At 59.0% G+C, this 18365-nt stretch carries 16 protein-coding genes and 1 CRISPR repeat array; of the genes, 9 read left to right on the top strand and 7 right to left on the bottom strand.

The features are described 5' to 3' along the window. Positions 1–8: 8 nt before the first annotated feature. From casA to DESLA_RS22145, 6 genes are read left to right on the top strand one after another with little or no spacing between them, the layout of a single operon-like run. A complete protein-coding gene (casA, locus tag DESLA_RS18120; RefSeq protein ID WP_051434285.1) occupies positions 9–1613 on the top strand; it encodes a type I-E CRISPR-associated protein Cse1/CasA in 1605 nt (534 codons plus the stop codon). Then, positions 1610–2107, top strand: coding sequence for a type I-E CRISPR-associated protein Cse2/CasB (gene casB / locus DESLA_RS0101795; protein ID WP_028571154.1), 498 nt, complete (start codon positions 1610–1612; stop codon positions 2105–2107). Before casA ends, casB begins: the two co-directional genes overlap by 4 nt. Before the next feature lie 22 nt (positions 2108–2129). Then, the gene (gene cas7e / locus DESLA_RS0101790) at positions 2130–3254 is read left to right on the top strand and encodes a type I-E CRISPR-associated protein Cas7/Cse4/CasC (protein ID WP_028571153.1); all 1125 of its coding nucleotides are present in this window, start codon (positions 2130–2132) and stop codon (positions 3252–3254) included. Positions 3255–3258: 4 nt separating this feature from the next. Further along, the gene (gene cas5e / locus DESLA_RS0101785; RefSeq protein WP_028571152.1) at positions 3259–4005 is read left to right on the top strand and encodes a type I-E CRISPR-associated protein Cas5/CasD; all 747 of its coding nucleotides are present in this window, start codon (positions 3259–3261) and stop codon (positions 4003–4005) included. A gap of 2 nt (positions 4006–4007) precedes the next feature. Next, a complete protein-coding gene (gene cas6e, locus DESLA_RS0101780; protein WP_028571151.1) occupies positions 4008–4658 on the top strand; it encodes a type I-E CRISPR-associated protein Cas6/Cse3/CasE in 651 nt (216 codons plus the stop codon). Between the two features lie 13 nt (positions 4659–4671). Beyond that, the gene (locus tag DESLA_RS22145) at positions 4672–5172 is read left to right on the top strand and encodes a four helix bundle protein (protein ID WP_084031810.1); all 501 of its coding nucleotides are present in this window, start codon (positions 4672–4674) and stop codon (positions 5170–5172) included. Here the strand turns inward: DESLA_RS22145 and DESLA_RS22680 are convergent. After that, complete coding sequence (locus tag DESLA_RS22680) at positions 5148–5315, bottom strand: hypothetical protein (RefSeq protein WP_156932833.1); 168 nt, start codon at positions 5313–5315, stop codon at positions 5148–5150. The two genes, DESLA_RS22145 and DESLA_RS22680, sit on opposite strands and share 25 nt — an antisense overlap. Before the next feature lie 29 nt (positions 5316–5344). Between DESLA_RS22680 and cas1e the strand changes: the two genes are divergently transcribed. Beyond that, entirely contained in the window at positions 5345–6265 is a 921-nt protein-coding gene (gene cas1e / locus DESLA_RS0101770) for a type I-E CRISPR-associated endonuclease Cas1e (protein WP_028571150.1), read from the top strand. Next, positions 6246–6563 carry a type I-E CRISPR-associated endoribonuclease Cas2e gene (cas2e, locus tag DESLA_RS0101765; protein ID WP_028571149.1) on the top strand — a complete coding sequence of 106 codons (318 nt, stop codon included), beginning with the start codon at positions 6246–6248 and terminating at the stop codon, positions 6561–6563. The genes cas1e and cas2e overlap by 20 nt, the downstream gene beginning before the upstream one ends. A gap of 71 nt (positions 6564–6634) precedes the next feature. Further along, positions 6635–8188: direct repeats of the CRISPR family, unit length 29 nt; unit sequence GCGTTCCCCACACACGTGGGGATGAACCG. Positions 8189–8560: 372 nt separating this feature from the next. On the opposite strand, the gene DESLA_RS0101760 is transcribed toward cas2e, so the two are convergent. From DESLA_RS0101760 to DESLA_RS18105, 6 genes are all read right to left on the bottom strand, one after another. Continuing rightward, positions 8561–8830, bottom strand: a complete 270-nt coding sequence (locus tag DESLA_RS0101760) for a Txe/YoeB family addiction module toxin (protein WP_028571148.1) — start codon at positions 8828–8830, stop codon at positions 8561–8563. Then, the gene (locus DESLA_RS0101755) at positions 8820–9098 is read right to left on the bottom strand and encodes a type II toxin-antitoxin system Phd/YefM family antitoxin (RefSeq protein ID WP_028571147.1); all 279 of its coding nucleotides are present in this window, start codon (positions 9096–9098) and stop codon (positions 8820–8822) included. Before DESLA_RS0101755 ends, DESLA_RS0101760 begins: the two co-directional genes overlap by 11 nt. A gap of 162 nt (positions 9099–9260) precedes the next feature. Continuing rightward, entirely contained in the window at positions 9261–9995 is a 735-nt protein-coding gene (locus tag DESLA_RS0101750; protein WP_156932832.1) for a hypothetical protein, read from the bottom strand. A gap of 163 nt (positions 9996–10158) precedes the next feature. After that, the gene (locus tag DESLA_RS0101745; RefSeq protein ID WP_028571145.1) at positions 10159–11301 is read right to left on the bottom strand and encodes a site-2 protease family protein; all 1143 of its coding nucleotides are present in this window, start codon (positions 11299–11301) and stop codon (positions 10159–10161) included. A 96-nt stretch (positions 11302–11397) separates the two neighbouring features. Next, positions 11398–14685 carry a response regulator gene (locus DESLA_RS18110; RefSeq protein ID WP_169732580.1) on the bottom strand — a complete coding sequence of 1096 codons (3288 nt, stop codon included), beginning with the start codon at positions 14683–14685 and terminating at the stop codon, positions 11398–11400. 423 nt (positions 14686–15108) lie between these two features. Further along, complete coding sequence (locus tag DESLA_RS18105; protein ID WP_035261208.1) at positions 15109–16398, bottom strand: DEAD/DEAH box helicase; 1290 nt, start codon at positions 16396–16398, stop codon at positions 15109–15111. A gap of 415 nt (positions 16399–16813) precedes the next feature. Here DESLA_RS18105 and DESLA_RS0101730 point away from each other — a divergent pair, with 415 nt between their 5' ends. Further along, the gene (locus DESLA_RS0101730; protein WP_028571144.1) at positions 16814–18343 is read left to right on the top strand and encodes a bifunctional GNAT family N-acetyltransferase/carbon-nitrogen hydrolase family protein; all 1530 of its coding nucleotides are present in this window, start codon (positions 16814–16816) and stop codon (positions 18341–18343) included. The last annotated feature ends 22 nt before the right edge of the window (positions 18344–18365 follow it).

Here is an 18365-nt window from a genome sequence, read left to right as displayed (position 1 = left end):
GGGGATGGATGAATTTCAATCTCATTCAGGAGCGCTGGATATCCGTACGCCGTGTGGATGGGAGTACAGATAAGATTGCTCCATGGGAGGTGTCCGGCGGTGACCCGCCTTGTGTGGATTTGAGTCTCCCACGCATGGATTTTCGAAGCGCCATGTTCGAGTTTTTGATCGGATTGGTCCAAACGATTTTTCCTCCCAAGGATGCGACGGAATGGAAGGAAAAGCTTGTCTCACCCCCTGCTCCGGAAGAACTCCTGCAGGCAATGGAGCGGATCAAAAGTTACTTCAACCTGTTCGAGAAAAAGCCGCTCTTTTTGCAAGACTTTGAGCTTTCGGCATCGGACAGCAGCGTCAACCACATTTCCGGCCTGCTCATCGATTCACCAGGGGACAATGCGTTGCGATTGAACAGCGACTTTTTCGTCAAGCGGGGGCGTGTGGAAGCCCTTTGTCCTCCCTGCGCGGCCATGGGGCTTTTCACATTGCAGGCCTTTGCCCCTTCGGGAGGAAAAGGCAACAGGACGTCGCTCAGGGGCGGCGGGCCTCTTTCGACCATCACCTTGGGCGAAACACTCTGGGAGAAAATTTGGCTCAACGTCCTTCCGCTTAACGAAAAAGGTGTGGAAAGCCTTCCCGCATCTCATACAATACCGGGCAGTGTTTTTCCTTGGGCCGCACCAACCCGGACAAGCGAGAAAAAAGGGAGTGAGATCCTGCCCCAGGACGTTCACTTTCTTCACGCCTACTGGGGGATGCCCCGCCGGATATTGCTCCTGCCCGAAGAAACGTCCGCGCCGGAAACCTGCTCGATCTGCTCTCTACAGGGAACCACTGTAGTCAAAGAATATATCCAGCGTCCCTATGGATACAATTACGGTGACGGATGGACGCATCCCTTGACGCCATATCGCTACCAAGCCGGGGATGTTCCCCCTCTTGCTGTGAAGGGCGCTGCGAACATCACCGGATATGTGAACTGGCTAGGCCTGGTTTATGGTAATATCCATGAGGACAGAGGCTCCGTGAAGCCAGCACTGTGCATTCACCGGCAACGAAAGAGTAGCCCCAACGGCTCAGCTAGAATTCTGGCCAGTGGTTTTGACATGGACAACATGAAGCCGCGCCAGTGGTGCGAAGGAGAACTGCCCTTCGTTGCAGTCGCGGACGATTACCGCGAGGACTTCCGGGAATGGGTGGAAAAGCTTGTCCAAGCGGCGGACAAGGTCAAGAGCAATCTGATGTTCGGCTTGAAGGAAGGACTATTTCACGAAATCAAACGCAGGGACGTGAGCGCCGACCAGACGAGACTGTCCAACGCTTCGGGCATGTTTTGGGGGTACACGGAAGCCTCGTTTTACGAACTCGTCAGAACGATGGTTCCGGTGCTCGAGCATGAGTCTGAAGAAGATCTTTTGAAATTGAGGCTCAGGTGGGCGCATGTTTTGGAGCAGGCATGTGAGAAGCTGTTTCAAGCTGAAGTCCAGAGCGCCTTGTTCCACCCGGACCACGCCCGGCGAATCCATGCCGCCCAATTCAGGATGAGAAACTTCAACGGGGCAGCCTTGCGGAAAATCCTCGAGCTCCCTGAAAAATGGAGGTCGATTCAGAGATGAAATCATTCGGGACCTTTCTTAAAAACGAGGTGTTCTGGGAAACAGTTCTGGAGTGGTTCGACGACCTAGCCTCCAATCGAGGAAACAGGGCTGAACTGCGCAGGGCGAAAACTCCCTTTGAAGTCTACGTCTCTTCAGCTTTTCAGAGAGATTTCCGCCAGCGCCTGCTGCACAAGGGAATCTTGCTGAGTGAAAAGGAGGCGGAGCAGTTGGCTGTCGGCATCGGCGTACTGGCGCATGCCAAAAATCTGCTCCAGGAGGGGCACTTCGCCAAACAGCTCGCCACCACGGACAAAGGCAGCCAAGATGTTAGAGATGTCCGGTTTCGAAAACTCTTGGCAGTGGAAAAGAGAGACGATCTGTTTACGATGCTCGTCAGACTCACAAAATACCTGGAAAGCAAGGTCGAACCAAAAAGCTTGGTCCAGGGGGCATTCTGGTGGAACGACAAAACCAGGAAGAACTGGGCAGCCACATATTACACTTCAGCTTAATCCATTTGGAAAGGAGAGAACAATGAGCAAGTACATTCAGCTGCATATTCTGACCAGCTATCCGGCTTCCAATCTGAACAGGGACGACCTTGGCCGACCAAAGACCGTGATCATGGGCAATACACAACGGCTGAGGGTCTCCTCTCAAAGCTTGAAAAGAGCCTGGCGTACTTCCGATGTCTTCCAGCAGGCCATTGGCAAAGAAATCGGCGTCAGAACCAAAGAGATGGGCAAGTATGTCTACATCAGTTTGGAATCCGGAAGAAAACTGACAGATTTGATCGAGGATCGTGATGTTACCTCCATATCCGGAATCGCATCAAAGGATGTTGATAATAAATCAAAAGAAATCGCGAAGGCTATTGCCGGAGTTTTCGGCAAGACCAAGTCTCTTCCCACGAAAAAAGAAGAGATTGAAAAGGATCCGCTCCTGGACCTGGAAATCGAGCAATTGGCTCATTTCAGTCCCAGCGAAATCAAGGGCATAGAGCGACTGATCGAAGAGTGCCGGACGAACGGCGCCGTGCCCGAAGGCGGCCAACTCGAGCTTTTGCGGAGGGAGAACCAGGCCGCGGACATCGCCCTTTTCGGCCGTATGCTCGCCGCGAGCAGACGTTACAACATCGAGGCCGCCGTTCAGGTTGCTCATGCCATGACGGTTCACAAGACAGAGGTCGAGGACGACTTCTTCACCGCCGTGGATGATCTCAATGTCGAGGACTCCGGCGCGGGGCATATGGGCATCGCCGAATTCGGTGCTGGACTGTTCTATCTGTATGTGTGCGTGGATCGTGAGCTGCTGAAGGAAAATCTCGGCGACGATCAGGATTTGACGTCCCGCACCTTGCAGGCCCTTTGCCGTGCCGCCTGCACCATCAGCCCCGGCGGGAAACAGAACAGCTTCGCCTCCCGGGCCTATGCTTCCTATTGCCTCGCGGAAAAGGGCGACGCCCAGCCCCGCACACTTTCCGTCGCCTTTCTCAAACCTGTTTCAGGTGATGATTTGCTGGAGAAAGCGGTAACATGCATTGAAAAAACCAAGAGCAAAATGGAAAACGTATACGGAGTCATCAGCGAATCCAAGTCCTTCAACGCCGCTCAGGGAACAGGGAAGCTTGATGAAATCTGCGGCTTTGTAGCGGAGTAATGCCGTGACGAAATATCTCATATTCCAACTCTATGGCCCCTTGCAGTCCTGGGGTGACGTGGCCGTGGGAGAAATACGGCCGACATCGGGCCGCCCGACGCGGTCGGCCCTCCTTGGATTGATTTCGGCGTGCTTGGGTATCCGCCGCCACGAAGAAGAACGCCTTCAAAAACTCGCTGACAGCATAGGGATAATGGTGCGTGTGGACGCCCCGGGGATGCGTTTGACGGATTATCATACGGTGCAAAGTTCCCGAGAAAAAAAGAAACGGGTTTTCTTTTGCAGGAAAGACGAGTTGGGACCATTTCTCGGTTCTGACGAAGACTTGACCACAATTCTCTCCAGAAGAGAGTATCTTATGGATGCGCTTTTCATTGTCTGCCTCTGGTCGAAAAAGGAAGAGGACGAACTATCCCTGGAAATGCTTGAGGAAAGTCTCACTCGTCCGCGCTTGCTGCCGTACCTTGGACGAAAGAGTTGTCCCCCGGCTTTGCCTTTCAATCCCATGCTTGCGGAAGCCGATGGGCCAATCGAGGCTCTCGATCGGTATCCAGTGGACGCTGTAGTCAGAGAGATCGCAACTGCCCCGAGGGCTGTTCATTTCTTCTCGGAGCCATACGAGGGCATGAAAGGACAGATCAAGGTCATGAGCACGAGGGACCAGCCGTTGCACCATGGACGACGCCAGTTCACGACCAGACAGGAAGTCATGATCAGTCTATCCGAAAAGTTGTTGGATCAAGGAGGTTGAGCATGTATATCTGCAGACTGCGACTCGATCCTTATCAATCGGCGCGGTTGGGAATGTATGAGGAACATCAGGCCTTGTGGGATCTCTTTGCCGACCACCCGGACAGGAAACGGGACTTCATCTACCGACCATTGGATAATGGTCGCTTCATCGTGATCTCGAAAAGGTCACCGGCGGACAAAAAAAATATATGGGATATTGAACTGAAAGAGTACGACCCAAAACTGAAACCCGGGGACAGGGTTTTCTTTTCTCTCCGTCTCAATGCCGTCAGAAAGACCAGAGACGCCAACGGCAGACAGGTCCGTCACGACATCGTTCAGGATCGCAGAAAGCGATTGCTTGATGAAGGAGTGAAAGATTGGGACTTGCCGATCCGAACTGTCGTCGCGCACGACGCTGCAAGCGAATGGTTGCAATCAAGAGAGAATGATACAGGGTTCGCAGTTGAAACAGAGACGTTGATGGTTGATACGTACCAGAGATACCAAGTCCGAAAAAAGCCCGGACTGCGGCCGATTACCCTTTCAGTTCTTGATTTGAAAGGATTTGCACATGTTGTTGATTCCCAAAAGGCGAAGACTACTCTGTTACAGGGGTTGGGATGCGCTAAAGGTCTGGGATGCGGTCTGATGCTTGTCCGCAGACCATGATACAGGAGCCCCCATGCCCACCTTCAACCGTTTCGAAGACCTTCCCGTCTGGAAGGAGGCCATCCGGCTGGCTGAAGGCGTGTACGACATGACCGAGTCGAAAGAGTGGCGGAGCAGTTTCAGTTTGCGGGATCAGTTGGAGCGGGCGGCTTTGTCGGTTTCCAACAATATCGCCGAAGGGTTCGAGCGCGGCACGACCAACGAACTGCTGGCCTTTCTGTACATCGCCAGGGGGTCCGCCGGGGAGGTCCGGTCCATGCTCTGCTTTCTGGAACGCCGACCGGGCTACGCCCATTTCAAATCTCAAATCTCAAATTTGAAATCCCTGGCCGAGAGCTGTTCCCGGCAGTTGCGGGCGTGGGCCGATCATCTGCAAAACTGCGGGATCAAGGGCCAGCGTCACCTCACGGAGAAAACGCGCAAGCAGTATCACACGAAAAAGGACGCCGACGACTTCCTGCGCGAGATGCGGGAAATGCTGCCGACGGATCATCCTCTGCGGAGGCGTTCTTGATACGTGAAGCGCCGGAGCCGGACCGCCGAGGAGACGATGGGAACAGGTGCATGAACACAGTTCAACAGGTGCGGCCCACCGGAGACGATCAACCCGGCGTTGCCGGTCACCGCGCACCAGATGATTTCTTTGTCCCTTTTCAAGCCTACCTCAAACCTGGAGTCGCTTGACCATGAGCCCGATCCTTCCTCCTCTCAAGCCCATTCCCATCAAGGACCGGGTTTCCGTGCTGTTTGTGGAAAAAGGCAATCTGGACGTGTTGGACGGCGCGTTCGTGGTGGTGGATAAGCGCGGAGCGCGCACCCACATTCCCGTGGGCGGCGTGACCTGCCTGATGCTCGAACCGGGCAGCCGGGTTTCCCATGCCGCCGTGGCCCTGGCCTCGCGCGTAGGCTGCCTCTTGCTCTGGACCGGCGATTCCGGTGTCCGGTTGTATTCCGCGGGCCAGCCCGGCGGGGCCAGGGCGGACCGGTTGCTTTATCAGGCCAAGTTGGCCCTGGACGATGATGCCCGGTTGAAGGTGGTGCGCAAGATGTACGCCATGCGCTTCAAAGAGGAACCCCCGGCTAGAAGGAGCGTGGATCAATTGCGCGGCATCGAAGGCGTGCGCGTACGCAAGATGTATGAACTCCTGGCCAAGCAGTACGGCGTTTCCTGGAAAACGCGCAACTACGATCACACCAACTGGGGCAGCGGCGATATTCCCAACCGGTGCCTGAGTTCGGCCACAGCCTGCCTGTACGGCATCAGCGAGGCGGCCATTCTTGCTGCGGGATACGCCCCGGCCATCGGCTTCATCCACACCGGCAAGCCGCAATCCTTCGTGTACGACATCGCGGACATCTTCAAGTTCGAGACCGTGGTCCCCGTCGCTTTTCGAGTCGCCGCCAAGAAACCCCGTGATCCGGAGCGCGACGTGCGTTTGGCCTGCCGGGAAGTGTTCCGCCAGACGCGCCTACTGCGCAAGATCATCCCATCAATCGAGGAGATCCTGGCCGCCGGCGGCCTGAACGTGCCCGAAGCCCACCCCGAGGCCGTGGCCCCGGCCATCCCGAACAAGGAGAACATCGGCGATGCTGGTCATCGTGGTTGAAAACGCCCCGCCCAGGTTGCGCGGACGACTGGCCTTGTGGTTGCTGGAGGTTCGGGCCGGAGTGTATGTGGGCAAGGTCTCGCGACGAGTCAGGGAAATGATCTGGGCCAATGTGAAAGACGGAATCGACCAGGGCAACGCGGTCATGGCCTGGACCACGAACACCGAATCCGGCTTCGACTTCCAAACCCTGGGAACCAATCGACGTATCCCCGTGGAAATGGACGGAATCAAACTGGTTTCCTTCCTGCCCGAGGAGAAGGAGGGGAGCGAACAGGATGAGATTGCAAGCAGCTGACAATGTTGACTTTGATTCGGTGCAACTTTGCCCCTTAAAAAACGCCTAGGAAATCAACAAAGTACAGCAAGGCGTTCCCCACACACGTGGGGATGAACCGCCGAGCGAATCCGTGTAATCTGTGTACCTGGAGCGTTCCCCACACACGTGGGGATGAACCGAACGTCAACTGATTCGAGCGTCGCACCATCCAGCGTTCCCCACACACGTGGGGATGAACCGCCCGCCATGTGAGAGAAGCCAAAGTGGTTTCGGCGTTCCCCACACACGTGGGGATGAACCGCTACTGAGGATTCCCCAGTAACCCTCATTGATGCGTTCCCCACACACGTGGGGATGAACCGATATGGAAGTTCTGCAAAAGATTAAAAGAGAAGCGTTCCCCACACACGTGGGGATGAACCGCTGGGGGCCTGAATCAGTCGCAGCTTGGGCTCGCGTTCCCCACACACGTGGGGATGAACCGTCGGCGGTGTAGTATTCGACCCAGACGCCCTTGCGTTCCCCACACACGTGGGGATGAACCGGCCCCTGGCGGGGCTCCTTGCTCCTTCGTCGCGCGTTCCCCACACACGTGGGGATGAACCGGCTTGCTTGATATCCGAGCATTTAGAAATGTAGCGTTCCCCACACACGTGGGGATGAACCGACCCCACGGTCGCCTCGACTTTACTGTCTTCGGCGTTCCCCACACACGTGGGGATGAACCGGGGTCGGAATCACTCTTCCGGCGTTGCCAATGGCGTTCCCCACACACGTGGGGATGAACCGGCGTACGTGCCCGGCATGGCCGTGGACATCAAGCGTTCCCCACACACGTGGGGATGAACCGTTCCCCCTGTTGGGTTTCCATCTTGATCGAGAGCGTTCCCCACACACGTGGGGATGAACCGTGCTCCTGGCCAAAGGCGCTGTCATGCCCAAAGCGTTCCCCACACACGTGGGGATGAACCTCAAGCGCGCAGATGAACTTATAGATGTATATGGCGTTCCCCACACACGTGGGGATGAACCGGCACCCGGCACATCAACCTGCACATCAACTCCGCGTTCCCCACACACGTGGGGATGAACCGTTCGAGCGGGACGAACACGGGCAGGTCGTGGAGCGTTCCCCACACACGTGGGGATGAACCGACCCGTGACGCCGCCATTGACGGCATCCTGCTGCGTTCCCCACACACGTGGGGATGAACCGGCGTTGACTCCCGTCCGCGTGGTCGGCCCGGAGCGTTCCCCACACACGTGGGGATGAACCGTTCGAGAGGGACGAACACGGGCAGGTCGTGGAGCGTTCCCCACACACGTGGGGATGAACCGCGCCGTCATGGCCGCTGGCGCAAACTACGCGGGCGTTCCCCACACACGTGGGGATGAACCGAAATCATCGCCGAAACAACGCGCCTGATGAACGCGTTCCCCACACACGTGGGGATGAACCGACATTATCAAGGTGGGAGTTGATTCAGTAGGTGCGTTCCCCACACACGTGGGGATGAACCGCCCTTGGGCCTTGAGGTCGTCATCCAGGGTCAGCGTTCCCCACACACGTGGGGATGAACCGACCCCGGAGCAGATCGACGATTTGTTCAGGGCGCGTTCCCCACACACGTGGGGATGAACCGGAGGCGTTGGAGAGGGTCAGGGGTCAGAATCTTAACAAAGAGGGGTACCACGAGTTGTACGAAAAAACGTACAACTGCAACTGGCCGCGGATGATGGCAAGTCATACGCCACCGACTGCGCCAACACAGAAACCGTATTCCGCATCATCCAAACTATCCCATCACCCAAGGCCGAACATGGAACGGCTGTACACCGTCTGCTACGATGTCCGAGATCAGCGTCGCTGGCGCAACTCTACAAGGCTATGCAAAATCTGGCACGAGACACGAACCGTTTTCCGGGGCATTTCTGCCCCGGCCTCATTGAAGCTTGGCCACCATCGAATCCAACCCCGACAACTTTCTGCGCGAGATGCGGGGTTATACAAGAAATCAGTAATGATATCTGGCCTGGAGAAAATCGATCCGTTCATCCCGGACCAGATAAACGAGGCGGTGTTCCTGGGTGATGCGTCGGGACCAAATGCCGGGGGCGAGGTGTTTGAGGGGTTCGGGTTTTCCGATGCCTTGGAACGGGTCGCGGAGGATCACTTCCACGAGATCCAGGATGCGCAGGGCGGTCTTGCGCTCCGTTTTGACCCAGTGGCGCAGGTCTTCCCGAAATTCCGGCTGGAATACGGCGGTGCGCGGCCTACTCCGCAAGGCCGACCTCGACCTTCAGTTGCTGGAGCGTTCCGGTCTCGCCTTCATCTTCCAAGGCGCGGTTCAAAGCCGTGAGCAAGCGTCTGGCATTTTTGGGAGAACGCAGCAAGTGGGCTGTTTCCATCAGGCTGGACAACTCGTCCGCGGCGACCAAGGCGACACTTTGTTCATTGCGGCGGGTAATGATGACGACTTCACGGTCATCGACAACCGCGTCGCAGAGGGTGCTGAAATTGGCCCTGGCATTGGTGTAGGTGGTTTGCAGCATGGCTGGCCTCCTGTTTGTGTTGTACAGGAAACCTGTACAACCCCCTGCAGACCCCGTCAATAAAACCTCAGCCTCCCCATTGCCGCGAGCGCTCTTGTCGGGTTGGCTCCGACACGACCCTTCAACCACGGCTCGATGACGCCGCGGTGATAATCTGAATAACTACGGATTTTCCGGGACACAGCGGATCAATTCCAGGCGCGACCGCTGCATGGGGTCGTCGAAATCCGGGCCTTTCATGGTTCGGACGTCTCGCTTGTCCCGGCCGACGACCTTGCCCAGGGCGTGGAAGGCCAGGTGTTGTCGGACCACCTGCAGGACGTCCCAGGCCACCCTTGCGTTGTCGTGGACCAGTTGGCTGTTGATTCCGTAGTAGGCGTCGCCCCGCAGTTCGGGGAAGAAGATTTCCCTGAAGCGTTGGTCAAAGGCCTGGGCCGCCTGGGCGGCGTCCTCGGGACAGCCCAGGTAACCGGCCACGGCCCAACCCTGCCCGATGGCCAGCCTAGCGTAGAGTTCACAGGCTGTCCGCAGGCTGGACAGTTCGGCGGTGGAAAACGTTGCCGAGGCCCGGTTTTCGGCGTCAACGGGCGCGGCCTGGATTTTTTCGAGGCAGGTCGCGAGGTCTTCGATTTCCTCGACGCTCGCCGGTGCGGAAGCGGTTGCCTGAACCAAGCGGGCGAAGGCTTCCCGCAAGGCCAGGCACGCTGGATCTTCCGGCTTGCGGTCGAAGCGCTCGGCCATCCTGCTTTCGCCCTCGACGTCGCCGCCATATTGCGACGCGAACATTTCACAAACAAAATCAATCTTGAGGCCACACAGCCCCAGCCCCAGAGTCAGCGCGGCGCGCATCACCCCGGCATGCTCCGTTGAAAATCCGACCAGCCACGTTCTTTCCATAATCACATCCATCCGCGTATCAAAAAAGTGATTCTTCAACAGTCCGCTCAAAAACCTCAAGTGCAAGGAGCAAAAAAAGCTCAAGGTCGAAGCGTATGTCCTGATACGTGAGAGTTTGAACTTTTTTTAGCAACGCGGCAATTGGGAGTTTTTCAGCGGACTGTTACTCCCCGAGTCCTTGCTCCCCCTGCAACTCCATCCTGGCGGTGAGATAGCCCAGAATGTCCTTCAGGGAGATGATCCCCACCAGGCTTTGCCCTTCCATGACCATCATCCGGCTCAGGCCCGCGGCGTTCATCTTCTGGAGCACGTCCACCACGTCCTCTTCCGGGGCTACGGTGTTGACCAGGGAGCAGCGATTCATGACTTCCCGGACCTGGGTGGTCGGCCATTTTTCCCGGGACACCTCCCCGACCTGCCGGGTGGTGATGCATCCGTGGACGCCGTGTTGGTCCCGGACAGGGTAGAACTTGTGATGATAACGATACACGTAGTCCTCCACCAACTCCTGCAAGGTGATGGCGCCGGTAACGGTCAGCGGCGGCTTCATCAAGGCCCGGACCCGCTCTCCGGCCAGGGCCTGCTTCACAGCCATGCGCTGATAGGAATTCCGGGCCGCGAAGCGGATGAAAAAGCCGATCAGGCAGTACCACAAGCCGCCGACCAGGTTGCCGGTAAGCACGTTCAGCAGACCGAGCCCGATCAGGACCAGGCCGAAGGTCATGCCGAAGTTGGTCGCGACCCGGGTGGCCCAGAGTTGATCCTTCTTGAACTTCCAGAGCGCGGCCCGCAGAATCCGGCCCCCGTCCATGGGAAAGGCCGGGATCAGGTTGAAAATCGCCAGAATCAGATTGACCAGGGCCAGGTACATGAACACGCTGTTCAGGGCCTCGCCCATGCCGAAGCGGATGCCGGAGTCGTAAATCAGATAAAAACTCAGGGCCAAAAACAGGCTGGCCAAGGGGCCGGCGATGGCGATCCAGAACTCGCTTTGCGGGGTCTTGGGCTCCTGGCTCATCTCGGCCACGCCGCCGAAAATGAACAGGGTGATGCCCCGGACCTCGACCCCAAATTTCCGGGCCACCCAGGAATGCCAGAATTCATGAAACAGGACGGAGAAAAACAGGCCAAAAGCGCCGATCAGCGCCAATTTCCAGTAATCCAGCGGTTCCAGGCCCTCCAGCACGTGCGGAAAAAAGCCCACGGCCAGGGACCAGGTCACCAGCACCGCGATGACGATCCAGCTCGGGTCCACCTTGAATTCAAAGCCGAACGCCTCAAACAGCTTGAAACTCTTTCCAAACATGCGGTCCTCCTCCCTTTCAGAGCCCGCGGCCTCGAAAGCGTAGGAGCACGGCGCGCCGTATCCCTACAAACCGCGCACCCCGGTCCTTCCGGGCCGTTAGGCCGTTTCTCCGAATTCTTCCAGCAGAACTTCCCGAAGCCGATCGAATTCCTTCCATAACTCGGGCATCAATTCGCCGGGCCGTCCAAGATCGCCCCGGGTCGCGGCGTCTTCGACTTCCTTGGCCACCCCCCCCAAGGCCAGGCACCCGGAGTTCAAGGCGATGCCTTTGACCGTGTGGGCGATTTCCCGGACCGTGGTCGAATTTTTGTCGCCAAGAGCCGTCTCCAGTTCATCCAGGTGCCGAGGCACATCCGTAAGAAGCAATGCCGCCAGCTGCCTGGCGACCTGCTCATCGTCGCCGATGCGCTCCATGAGGTTCGCCCTGTCGAACACCGGAACGGACGCCGAGCGGTCCGTCTGAACAGCGCCGAAGTCCTCCAAAACGCCCGGATCGTCTGAATCAGCGTCTGGCGGCGCGGTATCCGGCACAGGCGTCGATGCCCGGCCCGACGTTTCGTCGTCATCGCGCTTCAGCCACTTGCGCAGCATCTGGAGCAGATCCACCGGCTGCAACGGCTTGCTCAGGTAGTCGTTCATCCCGGCCTGAAGGCATCGTTCCCGATCTCCCTGCATCGCGTGGGCGGTCAGGGCGATGATCGGGATTCTCGTCTCCTGAGATTCTGGAATGCTGGAATGCTGGAATGCAGTATTGCGAGAGGATAGGGGAGTATTGTCCAAGACGGGTTGTTGCGCTGACTGCTCTGTAGAGGCTGAAGTATCAGCGCCTCTTCCCGACTTCTCAATTCCGGCATCCTCGTATTCCAGCATTCCAGCATCTCTTTCCGTCTCCCGACGACGGATCTCCCGCGCGGCCTCCAGCCCGTCCATGACCGGCATCTGGACATCCATGAGCACCAGGTCATAGCTCCGGCTCTCCAGGGTTTCGAGCACTTCCCGACCGTTGGCGACGACGTCCGGCTTGTATCCGAGCCGTTCCAGGATCTTCACGGCGACCATCTGATTGACCGGATTGTCCTCGGCCAAGAGGATTCGCGCCCGTCGCCGACGATCCGTCTCCATGGCCAGCCCGGCTTCGGGATCAAAGGGCCGGGCAGGCTGGAGCGGGCGTCCCGATTCAGGGCCGGTGAGCACCGTCTGCAGGCAGTCGAAAAGCTGCGACTGCCTGACCGGCTTGTGCAGGTACGCGGCAAAGCCGATCTCATCCATGCGCCGAGCGTCGCCATAGACCCCCAACGAGGTCAGCATGATCAGCACGGTGTCGCGCAGGTCCGGGTCCGCCTTGATGGCCATGCCCAGGTTCGCGCCGTCCATTTTCGGCATCTGCATGTCCAGCAGGGCGACCCGAAACGGATCGCCCCCGGCGTGAGCCTGGCGCAAGGCCGCCAACGCCTCTTCCGCCCCCTCGGCCTCATCGCAGCGCAACCCCCACCGGCTGAGCTGCTCCCGAAACACCAGCCGGTTGGTCGCGTTGTCGTCCACGATCAGTGCCCGAACATCCCGCATGTCGCCGAACAAGGACGGTTGAGCCGCGTCGGCCTCCCGCTCCTGCCGACCCAAGGCCGCCGTAAACCGGAACGTGGAGCCCTGGCCTTCCGTGCTCTCAACGCCCAGGCTGCCGCCCATCATCTCCACCAGCCGCTTGGAGATGGTCAGCCCCAGGCCGGTCCCGCCGAAATTGCGGGAAACCGAGGCGTCCACCTGATGAAAAGGATCAAAAATCTCGGCGAGTTTTTCTTCTGGAATACCGATGCCCGTGTCCCGCACCGTAAACCGGATCAGGACGCCGTCTTCCGTGGTCCGCTCCAGGGCGACTTCGGTCACCACTTCGCCGGCGGCGGTGAATTTGATGGCGTTGCCGCACAGGTTCAACAGAACCTGCCGCAGTCGGCCGGGATCGCCGCGCAGCAGGGTGGGCGTCTCGGCGTCGATCCGCAAGACCAGTTCCAAACCCTTTTCGTGCGCCTTGTGGGCCAGGACCTGGATCGTATCCTCCACCGCGGCCCGCAGATCGAAATCCACCTCTTCCAGGTCCAGCCTGTCCGCCTCGATCTTGGAAAAGTCCAGAATGTCGTTGATCAGCGACAACAGGCTTTCGCCGCTGGTCCGGATGATCTCCGCGTAGCCGCGTTGCTCCTCCGTGAGATTCATGTCCAGGAGCAGGCCGGTCATGCCGATCACGCCGTTCATGGGCGTCCTGATCTCGTGGCTCATGTTCGCCAGAAACTGACTCTTGGCCACGTTGGCCGCCTGCGCCGCCATGGCCATGCGTTTGGCCTGCCCCATGGCCTCCTCGAGCCGCGCATTGGCCTGCTGCAACGCTTCCTCGATCTTGCGCCGGTCCGTGACGTCCAGGGAGTATTCAATCACCTGGACCACCTCTCCGGCCTCGTTGAAGATCGGGTAGGCGTGGACGTCGACGATGCGCTTGACGCCTTGCTGGTCGCGATGGGTATGTTCAACGATCGTCGGCTTCCCGGTTTGCTTGACGATCCGCATCGGACATTGCTCCTCCAGGCCGTGGCAGGGATGATCCACCTGGTGGGTCAAGCGATGACAGGTCAGTCCCTCCGGCGGCATGCCGTCGGGCAGCGCGGCCCGGTTGGCCAGTTCGATGGCGTAGGTCTCCGCGTTGATGACGTAAAAGGGATAACTCAGGGAATTGATGATCGTGTGCAGGAAGCGGGCCTGGGCGTCCAGGGCCAGAACGGCCTGTTTGCGCCGTCTCAGGACATGGACGAGGACGGCGATGATGCCCAGAAGGGCGCAAATGCCCAATCCCAGGGACCAGAAGAAATGCTTCGTCCGCCGCTCCATGGCCGCAGCCAGTTCGGCCCTGTCGGTGACGTCCTGGATGATGGAGAACAGGACCGTGGCGTCGCCGAACTTGATGGGCCAGGAGGTCACCTCCACCATCCGGATCCGGCCGTCGGCCAGGCGATGCTCGAAGACGAAGTAGTTGCGGTCCTGCCGGGCCGCTGCCTCCCGCTCCTGGCGGACTTCCTCGGGAGATGAGGCGTTGATGTCCTGGATGGTCATGGTCCGGAGCAGGGCGCGTGGATACCCGTAGAAATCCGCAGCCGCCCGGTTGGCGTCGATGATCACCCCGGACTCCGGCTCGATCAGCAGCATGACCGAACCGTGCCGGTCGAACATTTCATAGCCGAAAGTGCGCGGCGAGCCCTGTTCCGCCCGAGCGACGCCCGCGCTTCCAGGAGTGCCCCCCAAAAACAGGCTCAGGGCGAGTCCCAGCCAGACAAGCCCCTTGGCGAGGCCTTTCACGCCTCCGCGAATCGGATCAAAAACCGCGATCCCTCGCGGCACGGTGCATCTCCCACCCATCATCCCCCCCGCCTCCACCGGCTGATAAAAGATATCGTCGCACTCGAATGCCTACCGCGACGGTCTGCAAATGACAACCAGCCCAGACCCGCCGACCAGGGCAATTTTGTTCTCGAACCACGGGCACTCTGGATCGGTATCGAAATCGAAATCGTGATCGAAATCGATTTCCGGCAACATTCCGATTTCGACAGCGATTTCGATGATTGCCGGCCCACCCTTGGAGGTTCCCCTTGCCCCCCCTGCAATCTACCACTCCGAAATTATGGATATTTGCCAGAGAACAAAATGGCCCAGGCCCGCCGGCCCGGATACAAGCCGCCCCGAACGTTCCGATTCTGGAGACGAAAACAAAAAGGCCCCGGATCACTCCGGGGCCTTTTGGTTCAGAATTCGCGACGGAATCTATCGAGCCCGGCTCTCAGCCCCAGCTCGGGACCGGCCCCGGGACTGGCCCTGGGACTGGCCCTGAGACATCCCTCGCGACGTACCGGACCGACCGTGAAACGATCGGCCTTGGCGGGAACGGTCGCCGTCCCGGTCCCGTTCCGGCTCCACGCTGCCGGGTGCGGCGTAGTCGAAGCCTTCCACGGTTCGTCGTTCAATCTTGCCGCCGAACTTGCGCTCAATGGCCCGGACCTGCTCGTCGTCCTCACGGGTGACCAGGGACAGGGCCTCCCCGGTGCGCTCGGCCCGACCGGTGCGGCCGATGCGATGGGTGTAGCTCTCGGTGGTGTCCGGCATGTCGAAGTTGATCACGTGGGAAATCCGTTCGCAGTCGATGCCCCGTGATGCGATGTCCGTGGCCACCATGATCGTGTACTTGCCGGTGCGCAGGCCGATCATGGCCTCCTGGCGCCGGTTCTGGGACATGTTGCCCTGCAGGAACGTGGCGGCCCAGCCCTTGCCTTCCAGCTTTCTGGCCAGGGACTTGGCCCGGTGCTTGGTCCGGGTAAAGACCAGCATGGTTTCGTGGTCCGTGGACCGCAGCAGTTCTTCCAGCAGCCCGGCCTTGAGATGGCCCGGAACGGGATAAAACGCATGGGAGATGGACGCCTTGCGATCCGTGATCTCGGCCTTCACCTCCACCGGATCGCGCAGATACTCACGGGTCAACTTCCGGATCTCGTCGGGCATGGTCGCGGAAAAAAGCATGGTCTGGCGCTTGCCGGGCAACCGGGAAACGATGCGCCGAATGTCCGGAGCAAAGCCCATGTCCAGCATCCGATCCGCCTCGTCCAGAACCAGGGTGTCCACCTTGGACAGATCCACCAGCTTCTGGTTCATCAGGTCCAGCAAACGACCAGGGCACGCCGTGACGATGGTCGCCCGGCTCAGACTCTTGACCTGGGGGTTCTGGTTCACTCCGCCGAAGACCGCGGCGCAGCGCATCCCGGTTTCAGCGCCCAATTCCACGAAGTTTTCGTGGATCTGCACGGCCAGTTCCCTGGTCGGGGCCAGGACCAAAACCCGGACCGGTCCCTGTTTGGGAACATCCAGAGCGAGCAGTTTCTGTAAAATAGGCAAGGCAAAAGCAGCGGTCTTGCCCGTGCCGGTCTGGGCCAAACCGAGAACGTCCCGCCCTTCCAGCAACGGCGGAATGGCCTGGATCTGGATGGGGGTCGGGACCTGGTATCCGGCGCGAGAAACGCCGACCATGATGCGCTTATCCAGCGCAAAGGCTTCAAAATTCACAATAACTCCAAAATAAAAGAGATGAAAATCCGCAAAACGGCGTGATACGGACTGCGTGCCGAAACTTCGGCGAGGTAGGGGAAAGCTCTGGGCTCGAGAATTCGTTCGGGCTGGACTCTGACCGGCGAGAGGGGGCCGATGGAGGCGACGAAAGAAGGGGCTCAATTCCAATCACGCAAGAGCAAGGCCGGACAATATCCACTTTCCGGGGAAAGTAAAGCGGCACGGCTGTAAGCGTTGCGCCAACTCGACGCATTCGAATCGTGAAACCGAGGCAATCCGCTCCCCTTGCCCGGCCCGCGCTCCTTTTGTAAGGAAGCACAGGCGGAACCCTTTTCGGTCCAACCAAAAACCGCTCACTCCCGACCCCGACACCCCGCGACAAACCATTTTAAATAGAGAACGTGCTATCACCATGTCAAAAACCGTCTCCCACAAACTGAACCTGCGCAACCTGCACGCCGAGGACTACGCCGATGTCCGGGCCATGATGCAGCGGGTCTACCGAACCGTGGACACTCCCTGGGAAAAGTCCCAGATTGAAGCCATGATCCACCGGTTTCCCGAAGGACAGATCTGCATCGAGGACAAGGGCCGGGCCGTGGCCGTGGCCCTGACCATGATGATCGACTACGCGGACTATGTCGGCAAGCACACCTACATGCAGGTGGTGGGCGACGGAACCCTGTCCAACCACGAACCCGAGGGGGACTACCTCTACGGCATCGAGATCATCGTCGATCCCGAATACCAGGGCATGCGCCTGGGCCGCAGGCTGTACGACGCCCGCAAAGAGCTCTGCGAAAAGCTGAATCTGCGCGGGATCATCGTCGGCGGGCGGATTCCGGGATATCGCAAGTTCAAGGACGAAATCTCCCCGCAGGAATACATCAACCGGGTCAAGCGCAAGGAAATCTACGACTCGGTGCTTTCTTTCCAGCTCTCCAACGACTTCCACATCAAGCGGCTGCTCAAGAACTACTACCCTACGGATCACCAGTCCGAGGGCAATGCGGTGCTCCTGGAATGGAACAACATCTACTACGAGGCCAAGACCCGACTGATCGGCGGACGCAAGACCGTGGTCCGGCTGGGCGCGGTCCAATGGCAGATGCGCCGCTTCGCGTCCTTCGACGATTTCCAACAGCAGGTGGAGTTCTTCGTGGACACGGTTTCGGACTACGGCACGGATCTGGTCCTGTTTCCGGAACTGTTCAACGCCCCGCTGATCGCCCAGTACGAGGACGAGAGTCCGCCCGAGGCCATGCGTCGGCTGGGCGAGTACACCGAGGTGCTGCGCGAGGAGCTGATGCGCCTGGCCCTGGCCTACAACATCAACATCGTCAGCGGCTCGGTGCCGGAGTACCGGGACCACAAACTGTACAACGTCTCCTTTCTCTGCCGCCGGGACGGAACCTGGGACGCCCAGTACAAGCTGCACATCACGCCCGAGGAAAATCGCTCCTGGGGCCTGACCGGGGGCGAGGCGCTGAAGACCTTTGATACGGACATCGGCCGGATCGGCATCCTGATCTGCTACGACATCGAATTCCCGGAGCTGGCCCGGCTGCTGGTGGAGCGCGGCGCGAACATCCTCCTGGTTCCCTTCTGGACGGACACCAAGAACGCCTATCTGCGGGTGCGCCTTTGCGCCCAGGCCCGAGCCATCGAGAACGAATGCTACGTGGTCATCTCCGGCAGCGTGGGCAACATTCCCAAGGTGGAAACCATGGGCATCCAGTACTCCCAGTCCGCCATCTTCACCCCCTCGGACTTCGCCTTTCCCCACGACGCCATTGCCGCGGAAACCACCCCGAACACGGAAACCACTCTGATCACGGATGTGGACCTGGACCTGCTCAAGGAACTGCGCCGCCAGGGCAGCGTGCGAAACATGAAGAGCCGACGGCGGGACCTGTACCGGCTGAAGTGGATCGGGCATTGAACCACGATCCGCGACAATTCCG

It is taken from the genome of Desulfonatronum lacustre DSM 10312, assembly GCF_000519265.1.
GTDB lineage: Bacteria > Desulfobacterota > Desulfovibrionia > Desulfovibrionales > Desulfonatronaceae > Desulfonatronum > Desulfonatronum lacustre.
This window is presented reverse-complemented; position numbering and strand designations above follow the sequence as displayed.

Excerpts from the sequence above, each read along its gene's own strand:
- cas6e (WP_028571151.1), top strand. The coding sequence starts at position 4,008 with ATGTATATCTGCAGACTGCGACTCGATCCTTATCAATCGGCGCGGTTG.
- DESLA_RS0101755 (WP_028571147.1), bottom strand. The coding sequence starts at position 9,098 with ATGCTGCAAACCACCTACACCAATGCCAGGGCCAATTTCAGCACCCTC.
- DESLA_RS0101730 (WP_028571144.1), top strand. The coding sequence starts at position 16,814 with ATGTCAAAAACCGTCTCCCACAAACTGAACCTGCGCAACCTGCACGCC.
- casB (WP_028571154.1), top strand. The coding sequence starts at position 1,610 with ATGAAATCATTCGGGACCTTTCTTAAAAACGAGGTGTTCTGGGAAACA.
- cas7e (WP_028571153.1), top strand. The coding sequence starts at position 2,130 with ATGAGCAAGTACATTCAGCTGCATATTCTGACCAGCTATCCGGCTTCC.
- DESLA_RS0101745 (WP_028571145.1), bottom strand. The coding sequence starts at position 11,301 with ATGTTTGGAAAGAGTTTCAAGCTGTTTGAGGCGTTCGGCTTTGAATTC.
- casA (WP_051434285.1), top strand. The coding sequence starts at position 9 with ATGAATTTCAATCTCATTCAGGAGCGCTGGATATCCGTACGCCGTGTG.
- cas2e (WP_028571149.1), top strand. The coding sequence starts at position 6,246 with ATGCTGGTCATCGTGGTTGAAAACGCCCCGCCCAGGTTGCGCGGACGA.
- DESLA_RS22145 (WP_084031810.1), top strand. The coding sequence starts at position 4,672 with ATGCCCACCTTCAACCGTTTCGAAGACCTTCCCGTCTGGAAGGAGGCC.
- cas1e (WP_028571150.1), top strand. The coding sequence starts at position 5,345 with ATGAGCCCGATCCTTCCTCCTCTCAAGCCCATTCCCATCAAGGACCGG.
- DESLA_RS0101750 (WP_156932832.1), bottom strand. The coding sequence starts at position 9,995 with ATGGAAAGAACGTGGCTGGTCGGATTTTCAACGGAGCATGCCGGGGTG.